Raw genomic sequence first — 12316 nt, forward strand, 5'->3', positions numbered from 1 at the left:
TTATTTCCCCTCCTCCAATGATTTATGATCAAGTTGCAATTCCATCAGACGTTTTTTCTTTCGTGCTTTTACTTTCCGACCTTCCGTAATAAGAGGTAACAGAAGTGCCCCAATTACAATAAGAGCGGTAATTAATTTTACATCCCCTGTTTGTAAGAAATCTACACGAAGCGCTAGTGTAACAACAAAGTGATAAATAAGTGAACCACCAATTACAGCAAGCGTTGCTCTGACAATCGTTTTCGCACCGAAGATTGCTTCACCGATAATAACAGAGGCAAGACCAATAACAATCATCCCTATTCCCATTCCAATATCACTAAAGCCATTATATTGAGCAATAAGAGCGCCTGAAAATGCAACAAGTGCATTACTAATTGCTAAGCCAAGTACTTTCATATTCCCCGTATGGGCGGAGAAACTTTTTACCATCGCTTCATTGTCACCGGTTGCACGAATAGCTAAACCAATTTCTGTTTTTAAAAAGACAGACATCCCTACTTGGATAAGAACCGTAATGAATAACATCATCAGTAAAATAGACCATGTTTTTGGTAAACTGTCTCCTAAACCAATTGCCGTTAATAAGCCATTTAATACATCATCCATTCCTGTTTTTGCCCACGCATCTTGAATATTCGTTAATAAAGTCGTTTGCGAAAGCAACGGAATATTCGAAGTACCCATAATTCGTAAGTTAATTGAATAAAGAGCAATCATGACTAAGATTCCCGATAAAAGAGGATTTACTTTCCCTTTTGTATGCAGCAAGCCCGTTAATATACCTGCAAGAAAACCAGCTCCTAATGCTGCTAATGTGGCAATAATCGGCGAATAACCATTTACAATCATAATCGCTGCTACGGAAGCACCCGTAACGAAGCTTCCTTCTACTGTCAAATCAGGAAAATCAAGAATCCTAAACGTTAAATAAACACCAAGTGCCATAATGGCGTAAATCATTCCAGATTCAAATGAATTGAATACGGCTGTAAACATATTTTTCTTCCTTCCTAAAGTTAAAATAAAAGGGTCCCAAGATCAAAACATAAGGGACCCTAGATAAACAATGAACTAAAAAGAGGTTGAGCTTACTTTACTAGCTCTGCTTCTTTCTTCCACTCATCTTTAATTTCAACGCCCATTTCTTTGGCAGCTGTTTCATTGATTACGAGTTTTAAATTTTGTGGATAGCTAACTGGAATGTCTCCTGGTTTTTTACCATCTTTCAAAATTTCCACCGCTTTTTCTCCAGCTTCAAAACCGATATCATAATAGCTGAAACCGTAAGCAGCAAATCCTCCGCGTTCTACTGAATCTAACTCTCCTACGAATAATGGAATATCCTTATCGTTTGATACACCTACAACCGATTCTAATGCTGAAACAACTGTGTTATCTGTCACAATATAGAATGCATCCACTTTCCCAATTAAAGATTCTGCTGCTTTTTTTACATCTGCAGACGTAGAAACAGAAGCTTCTGACACTTTAACTCCTAATTTTTTCGCTTCCGCCTTCATATTTTCTACTTGTACAATTGAGTTTTTCTCTCCAGCGTTATACACTGTTCCAATTGTTTTAGCACCAAGTTCTTCCGCAATAAATTTCACCGTGTTTGCGATTGCATCTGGATGAGAATCTGTTGTACCTGTTACATTAGCACCTGGCTTTTCTAAAGATGTCACAAGTTCTGCTTCAATTGGATCTGTTACGGATGTAAACACAATTGGAATATCACTTGTTGCATTTTTAGCACCTAATGCACTTGGAGTCGAGTTCGCAAAAATTAAATCCACTTTATCACTTACTAAATTTTTCGCAATGGTTTGATTATTACTTTGATCATTTTGTGCGTTTTGAACATCAAACTCTACATTAAGGTCACTTTCTTTTAAAGCATCTTGGAATCCTTTCGTCGCCTCGTCTAAAGAGGCATGCTGCACAATTTGTGTAACCCCAACTTGATAAGTTTTTTCACCGTTATCCTCTTTCTTTGTATCTTCACTGCTTGAATCGCTGCCACAGCCAGCTAATAACGCACTTGTTACAAGTGTAATTGCTGCAGCTGAGTATAATTTCTTCTTCATGTTTCTCCCCCTCTTTTTCGATAATGAAAAATTCTCTAATTCAGTACTGTTATGCGTTTTTGCTTTTATGTATTAAATTATAAGCGCTTCCACGCAATTATTTCAATATATTTTTATTCTTTTTAAAATTTTCTATATATTAGGAAAGTTAAAATTCAGAAAAAATTCATACTATCCTGACGAGTATTCGACAAATTTCCTATTTCTAGTATAAGATAAATTCAATGCTGCATACAAGGATGGATTGCCATGTTCAATTTAGTATCATTAATGTTAGAAAAAGTAGGAATCATTGTCATTGTGGCTTTTTTACTTTCACAAATGAAGTCCTTTCGCCATATTGTTCACGGCGAACGCAACGTAATAGAGCGAATATGGCTCATTGTTCTTTTTGGAACATTTGGAGTGATTAGTAATTATACAGGGATAGAAATTCATCACGATACAATTCACAAAGTAGATTGGATTACGGAGATTAATCCCGATAATGCGATTGCCAATACGAGAGTAATGGGAGTAGTCATTGGCGGCCTAATAGGTGGCCCAATAGTCGGAATTGGTGCTGGTGTGCTTGCAGGAGTTCACCGTTTAACATTAGGAGGTTTTACCGCTGTTGCTTGTGCAATCTCTACCCTTTTAGCTGGAGTTGCAGCTGGGTATTACGGGAAGAAACGACGGAAGAGCAGGAAAAAAATCACTCCCCTCTATGCCGTCAAAATTGGCATGATTTTAGAAGCTGTACAAATGCTCATTATTGTAATCGTCGCCAAACCATTTGAACAAGCAGCAAAACTAGTTGAAATAATTAGTATACCAATGATTCTTGTTAATGGTTTTGGAACATTGCTTTTTATGCTCATTATTCAATCAATGATGAGGGATGAAGAACGAGCACGCGCTAATCAAACAAATCAAGCCTTTCATATTGCCGATCAAACATTACCTTATTTTCGCCAAGGACTCAATCCAAGTTCCTGTCAACAAATTTCAGAGATTATGTTGCAACTGACTGATGCAGATGCTGTAGCGATTACAGATGACCGTCAAATTTTATCTCATGTTGGCGCAGGCGCTGATCATCATATTCTAAACATGGAGCTTGCTACAGGATTGACGAAAGAAGTATTGGAAAGCGGAAGGGTTGCTATTGCACAAGTAAAAGAAGAAATTTATTGTTTTCAAAAGGATTGCCCCTTGCAGGCAGCAATTGTTCTACCTTTAAAAGTACAAAATAAAACCGTAGGTACTTTAAAAATGTACTTTACCGACCCTGCTAAATTAGATCAAGTACACAAAGAATTAGCAGAAGGTCTTGCTAACTTATTTTCTACCCAACTAGAACTGGCAGAGGCCGAACAGCAAACAAAATTATTAAAAGACGCAGAAATTAAAGTATTGCAAGCGCAAATACATCCACATTTTTTGTTTAATAGCATTAACACCATTTCAGTACTATGCCGAACAGATGTAGAAAAAGCAAGAAAGCTATTAATTGAGCTTAGTTCATTCTTTCGCAGTAATTTACAAGGAGCTAGGCAAATGATGATTCCATTAGAAAAGGAAATCGAACATGTAAAAGCCTATTTATCGTTAGAGCAAGCCAGATTTCCGGATGTTTATCACCTCTCTCTCCATATAGAGCCAGGGCTTAATCAAGTGTTAATTCCACCATTTACTTTACAGCCCTTAGTTGAAAATGCAATTAACCATGCTTTTATTCGAAAAAATCATAATAAAGGAACTATCTTAATAGATATTTCTTCACAAAACGAAATGATACACATTATCGTCCAAGATAATGGAAAAGGAATCGAAGAAGAAAGAAGAAGAGAACTTGGTCACCGAACCGTCAGCTCTAAAAAGGGAACGGGTACAGCTTTATTTAATATTCACGAACGTTTAATGGGTATTTATAACGGGCAAGCACAATTAACTATTCAGAGTGAACTAAATGTAGGTACGAAAATTATTATTTCTATTCCTCTTCATAGTAAAGGAGTTTTTGAACAACATGTTACGAGCATACATAGTAGATGATGAACCGTTAGCACGAGATGAATTAAAGTACTTGCTCATTTGCAGCAAACAAGTAGAAATTGTAGGAGAAGCAGATTGTTTAGAGAAAGCGATGGCAGACATCCCTGTCCAAGAACCGGATCTTGTTTTTCTCGATATTGAATTAGCTGAAGATAATGGATTGCAATTAGCCAAACAGCTTCATGCTCTAAAAAAGACCCCTGCTATCGTATTTGCAACAGCGTATGACGAATATGCGCTCGAAGCTTTTGAACTAAACGCACTGGATTATTTATTAAAACCGTTCGATGAACAGCGTATGTACCAAATGTTAGACAAAATTACAAAACTACAGAAAATAGGTAAACAAGACATCCAGCCTTCTTCTAACGTTCCAATCAATAAAACAGGCAAAATAGCTATCCTTGTAGAAGAGCGCATCCTATTACTTGATGCTGCGTCTATTCTATTTGTTGAATCAAGTGAAGGAAAATGTATGATTAAAACAAAGGATGACGTATTTAAAGTAAGCGAAGCGCTTGTTGCTCTAGAGAAAAAACTACAGGATCATTCATTTATGCGCGTACATCGCAGCTATATCGTCAACATCCATTACATTTCTGAAATACAACCTTGGTTTAACTCAACCTACAACCTCATTATGAATGACGGTTCTAACGTTCCTGTTAGTCGAACCTACATAAAAGAGCTAAAGCAGCTATTACAATTTTGAACTGGTATCTCTTGTTGTCTAAAATCGTTATATAACAATATACTAAAATGTTAACACCAGAAGAACACTAAATTTTCAGTTTATTATATTGTATCTCATCCCGCATTTTCTGTAATTAAACATGAAATTTTGGTATTTCAACTGAAAAAGCCACCTGTTTTCACTTTCTTTTAGTATGATTACTGTACTATAACAGAAATGTGGAGGTCATGAAAATGAATGCGGTTTCTATAGTCATTGGTTCCATTTGTATATTATTAATTGTCTACCGCTTATACGGTACATTTATGGCAGCTAAAGTATTAAAGCTAGATGATTCTAAACCTACTCCTTCTCATAAACTAGAAGATGGTAAAGATTATGTACCAACTAATAAATGGGTAACGTTTGGTCATCATTTCGCGGCAATTGCAGCTGCAGGTCCATTGGTTGGACCCATTTTAGCAGCACAGTTCGGATATTTACCTGGTTTACTTTGGTTACTAATTGGGGCAGTCATTGGCGGGGCCGTTCACGATATGGTCGTTCTATTTGCTTCTATGCGTCGAGACGGAAAGTCACTATCTGAAGTAGCTAAAGAAGAACTTGGTCCTGTAGCAGGATTTTGTACAGGTCTTGCGATGTTGTTTATTATTACCATCACAATGGCGGGACTGTCTTTAGTTATATTACATGCACTAGAAAACAACCCATGGGGTACATTTGTTGTCGGTATTACCATTCCAATCGCAATGGGTGTTGGTCTCTATCATAAAAAGACTGGCAATCTAAAAGCCGCAACAATCGTTGGGTTTGGTCTAATTATCGCAGCTATTCTTTTCGGACCAAATCTTCAAGGCACAGCACTTGGTAATCTATTAACACTGGAAGCAAGTACAATTGCTATTCTTTTACCAATCTACGCATTTTTCGCAGCAGCCTTGCCTGTTTGGTTATTGCTTGCTCCACGTGACTATTTAAGTACATTTATGAAAATCGGGGTTTTCGTCGCTTTAATTGTTGGGGTATTCTATGTAAACCCATCTGTTCAGTTTCCAGCGTTGACAGACTTTATTAACGGCGGCGGTCCAATCGTTGCTGGTCCGGTTTGGCCATTTATCTCGATTACCATTGCTTGTGGAGCAATCTCAGGATTCCATGCATTCGTTGGTTCTGGAACAACTCCTAAAATGATTAATCGTTGGAGTGATATTAAAGGCGTTGCGTTCGGTGCCATGCTTGTTGAATGTTTAGTAGCCATTATGGCTTTAATTGCTGCAGTATCATTACAGCCAGGAGACTATTTCGCTATCAACTCTGCTCCTGAAAAATTTGCAACACTCGGCATGGAAACCGTGCATTTAGATGAGTTAAGCGATGAAATCGGCATGGATCTTGAAGGAAGAACGGGCGGTGCTGTAACACTTGCCGTTGGAATGACTTATATTTTTACCGAAATACCAGTTTTCGAAAAATTAGCGTCATACTTCTTCCAATTCGTTATTTTATTTGAAGCAGTCTTTATCTTAACGGCCATTGATTCAGGAACCCGTGTGGCTCGTTATCTTATTCAAGACTTCTTCGGTGATTTTTATAAACCATTAAAAAATACAGAGTCATTATTTTCAAATATATTCGCTAGTGCGCTAGCATGCTTCATTTGGGGATACCTCCTGTATTCTGGTGACATCAGTTCTATCTGGGCACTATTTGGTGTATCCAACCAATTAATGGCTTCCATTGGCTTAATTGTTGGGGCAACTGTTATTTTAAAAATCGCAGATAAACGCTGGTATATGCTAACTTGTCTAGTCCCGCTGGCTTACTTATACGTAACGGTCAATGTGGCAGGATATTGGATGATTAAAAATGTATACTGGAATGCAGAAAGTACAGGTTTTAGCGTATTAAACGGTACATTATCCATCATTATGCTTATCCTTGGAGTGATTATTCTCCTTACATCTATTAAAAAATGGATTGAGCTTTGTAAAATACCTCAACACATTCTAGTAGAACAATCGAAAAAAGAAATAGCATAATAAAAACCCGGAAAGCTATTGAAGCTTTTCGGGTTTTTGATTTACTAATCGACAACGTGCTTTACAATTTTCGTTACTTCCGCTCGGTTAATCTTCTCTTTTCCTTCTTTTAAAGCGACTAATGTGGCTTTCGCTAATTCTAAAGGAATTTTACAAAAATGCAAAATATCCTTCGTTTGAATCGTTTGGCAATATTTTTCTGCCATTGCTAAATTTTTTTCAGTGTGAGCAAGCATCTCAGCGAACCCCCACCTTTTTGGGAAAAACTGAACACCACGCTCCGCATCTTCATCACGATTACGTAAAATATTAACCGTTTGCAAACCGCGGCCAAAGGCAATTGCTTGTTCACGATTTGTCTCTGTCCCATCATACCATTTCCAAATATCTGAGAGCATTACACCGACTAAACCAGCAACATAATACGTATAATCATCTAAATCGGCTTCCGTTTCGATCTCCCAATTTTTCGCAACCCATTTCGCCATTCCTTCAGCCATTTCTATGGTAGACTCTAACACCTTATCTAATGCACCCGGTGGACAATAAGCAATCCAATCCGACAAAAGCAACGTCACCTCAGGTAAATCTTTTTTAAACGGAGTAAAAAGTGCTTCAATTCTTGCTGCGCTGTGACCTTCTTGTAGCAATTTAGCGACAGATTGTAATAGAAAAATTTTCGTATCAGCAGGAAGCTTCGAATCATCTTCAATTTCATCAATGGCACGCATGCACAAATAAGCTGAACCAATCGCTTCTTGTAATCCAGATGGTAAATGACTAATCGGAATAAAAAACGTCCTACTCGTTGTTAATAAAAAATCCATCGCTTTTTTATGTAATAGGTTTTGCTCCATCATATCTCTTCACTCCTTTTATACTCTATTTCTCTATATATAGAGGAATCTTCACTTGTAAAAAATCCTCTGCGACAATTGTATTTTGGAAAATAGCTGCGCTTTCTTGACGAAGCTGTTCCACTTCATTTGCTGTGTAGCGCGAACTAATATGTGTCAAAATAAGATGTTTGGCAGCCGCTGTTTTCGCTACTTGAGCAGCTTGTACCGTCGTCGAATGAAAGTAAGCTTTAGCCATCTCTTCTTCATCCGCTGCAAAGGTCGATTCATGAACAACGTAATCCGCATCAACGGCTAAACGAACTGCATTTTCACACATTCTCGTATCTCCAAGAATCGTAATGATTCTCCCTTTTTGTGCTTCTCCTAAATAATCGGTCCCATCTAGTAAACGGCCATCCTCTAATTGCACACGTTCTCCTTTTTTCAACGCTTTAAAAATCGGTCCAGGTTTTACACCTTCTCTTTTTAATTTATCGACAAGTAAACTGCCCGGACGATCTTGTTCAACAACGCGGTAGCCTACACAATAAATACCATGATCAAGCGGAAGCGCATAAACAGTAAATTGCTCGTCTTTAAATATCATACCTTCTTCAATTTCAATAATCTCGAGCGGATACTTTAAATGAGTCGTACTTACAGCAAGACTCGTTCGAACAAAATCAGCAATCCCCTTTGGTCCGTAAATCGTTAATTTTTCCGTTCCACCTTGAAATGAACGACTGCCAAGCAGCCCTGGCAAGCCAAAAATATGATCTCCATGTAAATGTGTAATAAAAATCTTTTCAATCTTACGAGGTTTTATGGCTGTTTTTAAAATTTGATGTTGAGTAGCTTCTCCACAATCAAACAGCCATACCGTTCCTCGTTCTTCTAATAGTTGAAGGGCAATTGATGTTACATTACGCGCCTTTGCCGGAACACCAGCACCCGTTCCTAAAAACATAAAATCCACTTTTTTACCTCCGATTATCCTCATTATATTAACTATAGCATAATTGCAAGCAAACGTGCCGCATACAAAGCTTTGATAATTTTAACGAACGAAACGATTGCTTTTTAGGGAATGCTAAACGTAAAATGAAAAACATAATTCCAACACGCTAACAGGAAAAAGGTCTGTTAATCGAACGATTTTAAACTCATTATAGCCAACAATCAACCACGTTCTATCACATAGCCTAGTGAAAAAGGAAAGTTGAGGTATTGACCGTGTCAGAAAGTACGAAACCTACTGCATTAATCATGATTTTTGGAGCAACAGGCGATCTAGCAAAACGAAAACTATTTCCTTCTCTCTATCAATTATATACCAAAAATAAACTACAAAATTTCGCCGTTATTGGTGTCGCGCGGCGTCCATTAACAACCGAACAATTTCAAGAAAACGTCAAAGATTCTGTCATGACGTTCGCAAACGTCGATTATCGTATAGAAGCATTTATCTCTCATTTTCACTACCATTGCCATGATGTTACAAGTTCGCAATCTTACATTGAATTAAAACAGCTTGCATCCCAACTCAACAATCAATATAAGCTGAAAGGAAACTGCATTTTCTACTTAGCTATGGCACCAGAGTTTTTTGGTACGATTACAAATCAACTCAAAACACAAGGTTTAACGAACATAGAAGGCTACAAACGCCTCGTAATAGAAAAACCATTTGGAACAAACTTTGAAACAGCGAAAGCACTAAATGAACAAATTCGTACGGTGTTTCAAGAAGAAGAAATTTATCGAATTGATCATTATTTAGGAAAAGAGATGGTTCAAAATATTGAAGTGATTCGCTTCTCTAATGCCTTATTTGAACCGTTATGGAATAACCGATACATTTCTAATATTCAAATTACATCTAGTGAAACGCTAGGTGTAGAGGAACGAGGTCGCTATTACGAAAACAACGGGGCACTGCGCGACATGGTTCAAAACCATATGATGCAAATGGTCGCCCTGCTTGCTATGGAGCCTCCCATTTCCTTAACGCCAGAAGAAATTCGCAGCGAAAAAGTTCGATTACTTCGTTCATTACGACCTATGAGTCAAGAAGAGGTGAACACCTATTTTGTTCGCGGCCAATATGCGCATGGTATAATCCATGGGGAGACTGTACCTGCTTATCGAGAAGAAGCAAATGTAAGCATCGACTCCAATACTGAAACATATGTAGCGGGTAAGCTCATGATTGACAACTTCCGCTGGGTCGGGGTACCATTCTACATTCACACAGGAAAAAGGATGGATCGTAAATCAACGAAAATTGTTGTCCAATTTAAAGATATGCCGATGAATCTATACTATCAGGCAGAACAAAAGTTGACACCAAACTTACTAGTCATCCATATTCAACCGAAAGAAGGCATTACGCTATTACTAAATGTTAAAAAATCGGGCACGACAACAGAAACAAAATCCGTCAGATTACAAATAGCAAATGAAGGTACAGATCATATTAATACACCAGAAGCTTACGAGAAACTATTATTAGATAGCATGCGTGGAGATGCAACAAACTTTACGCATTGGGATGAAGTCGCTTTATCATGGAAATTTATTGATACGATTTCTGAAGTCTGGAAAAAGACAAAGGACGAAAGCTTCCCGAATTATCCGGCTGGTTCCTCTGGTCCACCAACAGCTGATGCTTTATTAGCTCATGACGGACATATTTGGTGGCCTATAGAAAAAATCGAGCAAGAAGACCAAGAGAACTAAACAAGGATGCTAGACTGTAGCATCCTCGTTTTATTTATACAGCTTTCTTTTTTAAAAACTTCAATTGAATATTTTTGAAGAATAACTTGTTTTCTGCCTTCTCTTGCCTTGCACCTGAATTAATCCAGAGTGAAACAGATGTCTCTATTACGATCAAAGAGATAAATACGGATAGAACAAGCCAAACAATAAACATTATGCTATCCTCCCTCCACTTCATTTTATCTAATAATTCAGAATATTATTTTCATTAATTATACACTATTTTGGTAAAAAAAGTAATGAAACTAATTTCCTATAACTATATGCTTGCTTACTATAAAAAATGTCTTAAGAATTTACCAAAAACAGATTAATCCATATTTAACGAATAGTGAAATCCCGGTCTCAAACTTTTACGAAGACAACAAAGCGAAGTGGGGGACGAATCTCCCCCACTTACAGAAGCCTCACTCTATTTCTCTATCCATTCCGTATGAAATAGTCCTTCTTGATCAACCCGTTGATACGTATGGGCACCAAAGTAATCGCGTTGCGCCTGAATTAAATTAGCTGGCAGTATTTTTGTACGATAACTATCATAATAAGCAAGTGCCGCTGAGAAACATGGAACTGGAATCCCTTTCATGACTGCTGTTGCAATCACTTCACGCAGAGCCATGTGATAGGTTGCTGCAATTCCTTGAAAATAAGAATCGAACAGCAAATTGTTCAAACTCGGATTTCGATCATACGCTTCCTTAATTTTTTGTAAAAATTGTGCACGAATAATGCAGCCGCCACGAAAAATCATCGCAATATCTCCATATTGCAGATTCCAGCCATATTCTTCTGAAGCGGCTTTCATTTGAGCAAAGCCTTGCGCATATGAAATAATCTTACTCATATACAAGGCTTGACGAATCTTTTCAATAAATGCCTGCTTATCTTCAATATATGCTACGCATTCCGGTCCTTGTAATTGCTCACTTGCCGCCATACGCTCATTCTTCAATGCTGACATATAGCGAGCAAAAACAGATTCTGTAATAATAGACAGTGGTACACCTAAATCTAATGCATTTTGGCTTGTCCATTTGCCTGTTCCTTTTTGACCCGCTTGATCTAAAATAACATCAACAAGAGGTTTACCTGTCTCGCTGTCGTATTTTTTAAAAATATTAGCTGTTATTTCCATTAAATAACTATCAAGCTCCCCTTTATTCCAATCGAAAAATACTCTATGAAGTTCCTTAGTTGACAGATTGAGTACATGTTTTAATAAAAAATAAGACTCTGCAATCAACTGCATATCTCCGTATTCAATGCCGTTATGGACCATTTTCACATAATGTCCGGCTCCATCCGGACCAATATATGTACAGCAAGCCTCTCCTGCTACTTTGGCCGAAATGGCTTGAAAAATCGGTGCTACCAATTCATAAGCTTCCTGCTCTCCCCCCGGCATAATAGCTGGTCCTGTTAAGGCTCCTTCCTCCCCGCCAGAGACACCTGTCCCGATAAAATGAATGCCCGACTCCTTTAACTCTTGGTGGCGCCTCTGTGTGTCTTTAAAAAAAGTATTGCCACCGTCAATAATAAGATCTCCTTTTTCAAGCAAAGGCTTTAATGAAGAAATCGTATCATCAATCGCCTTTCCTGCCTTTACCATCAGTAAAATTTTCCGTGGTCTCTCTAAGGAAGAAACAAATTCTTCTAATGTATAGGCTGGAAAAATACTTTTTCCTTGTAACCCCTTCATCATTTCCTCTATTTTCGAACGGGAACGATTATATACAGCGACACTATAGCCTCGACTTTCTATATTAAAAACAAGATTTTTACCCATTACAGCAAGACCAATAACACCAATCTGTTTCTTTGCCATACAGCATTCAC

10 protein-coding genes are annotated in these 12316 nt (G+C 37.7%); 4 read left to right on the plus strand and 6 right to left on the minus strand.

The window, feature by feature from the left end:
• Together BAOM_RS16720 and BAOM_RS16725 are read right to left on the minus strand one after the other, a co-directional pair.
• Positions 1 to 999, minus strand: coding sequence for an ABC transporter permease (locus BAOM_RS16720; RefSeq protein WP_127761255.1), 999 nt, complete (start codon positions 997 to 999; stop codon positions 1 to 3).
• A 92-nt stretch (positions 1000 to 1091) separates the two neighbouring features.
• Positions 1092 to 2090 (minus strand): ABC transporter substrate-binding protein, encoded by a 999-nt coding sequence (locus tag BAOM_RS16725; protein ID WP_127761256.1) that lies wholly within the window; start codon positions 2088 to 2090, stop codon positions 1092 to 1094.
• 249 nt (positions 2091 to 2339) lie between these two features.
• Here BAOM_RS16725 and BAOM_RS16730 point away from each other — a divergent pair, with 249 nt between their 5' ends.
• From BAOM_RS16730 to BAOM_RS16740, 3 genes are all read left to right on the plus strand, one after another.
• Positions 2340 to 4127: a sensor histidine kinase gene (locus BAOM_RS16730; protein WP_127761257.1), complete on the plus strand. Its 1788-nt coding sequence runs from the start codon at positions 2340 to 2342 to the stop codon at positions 4125 to 4127.
• A complete protein-coding gene (locus BAOM_RS16735; RefSeq protein WP_127761258.1) occupies positions 4102 to 4839 on the plus strand; it encodes a LytR/AlgR family response regulator transcription factor in 738 nt (245 codons plus the stop codon). The genes BAOM_RS16730 and BAOM_RS16735 overlap by 26 nt, the downstream gene beginning before the upstream one ends.
• Before the next feature lie 215 nt (positions 4840 to 5054).
• Positions 5055 to 6860: a carbon starvation CstA family protein gene (locus tag BAOM_RS16740; RefSeq protein WP_127761259.1), complete on the plus strand. Its 1806-nt coding sequence runs from the start codon at positions 5055 to 5057 to the stop codon at positions 6858 to 6860.
• A gap of 44 nt (positions 6861 to 6904) precedes the next feature.
• On the opposite strand, the gene BAOM_RS16745 is transcribed toward BAOM_RS16740, so the two are convergent.
• Together BAOM_RS16745 and rnz are read right to left on the minus strand one after the other, a co-directional pair.
• Positions 6905 to 7720, minus strand: coding sequence for a squalene/phytoene synthase family protein (locus BAOM_RS16745; RefSeq protein WP_127761260.1), 816 nt, complete (start codon positions 7718 to 7720; stop codon positions 6905 to 6907).
• 22 nt (positions 7721 to 7742) lie between these two features.
• On the minus strand, positions 7743 to 8675 hold the full coding sequence (gene rnz / locus BAOM_RS16750) for a ribonuclease Z (protein ID WP_127761261.1): 933 nt from the start codon (positions 8673 to 8675) through the stop codon (positions 7743 to 7745).
• A gap of 290 nt (positions 8676 to 8965) precedes the next feature.
• Here rnz and zwf point away from each other — a divergent pair, with 290 nt between their 5' ends.
• Positions 8966 to 10438 (plus strand): glucose-6-phosphate dehydrogenase, encoded by a 1473-nt coding sequence (zwf, locus tag BAOM_RS16755; protein WP_218973862.1) that lies wholly within the window; start codon positions 8966 to 8968, stop codon positions 10436 to 10438.
• Positions 10439 to 10472: 34 nt separating this feature from the next.
• On the opposite strand, the gene BAOM_RS24595 is transcribed toward zwf, so the two are convergent.
• Together BAOM_RS24595 and gnd are read right to left on the minus strand one after the other, a co-directional pair.
• The gene (locus BAOM_RS24595; RefSeq protein ID WP_164853270.1) at positions 10473 to 10634 is read right to left on the minus strand and encodes a hypothetical protein; all 162 of its coding nucleotides are present in this window, start codon (positions 10632 to 10634) and stop codon (positions 10473 to 10475) included.
• A gap of 258 nt (positions 10635 to 10892) precedes the next feature.
• Positions 10893 to 12305, minus strand: a complete 1413-nt coding sequence (gene gnd / locus BAOM_RS16760) for a decarboxylating NADP(+)-dependent phosphogluconate dehydrogenase (protein ID WP_127761263.1) — start codon at positions 12303 to 12305, stop codon at positions 10893 to 10895.
• Positions 12306 to 12316: the final 11 nt, after the last annotated feature.

The sequence above is a fragment of the Peribacillus asahii genome (assembly GCF_004006295.1).
Lineage (GTDB): Bacteria > Bacillota > Bacilli > Bacillales > DSM-1321 > Peribacillus > Peribacillus asahii_A.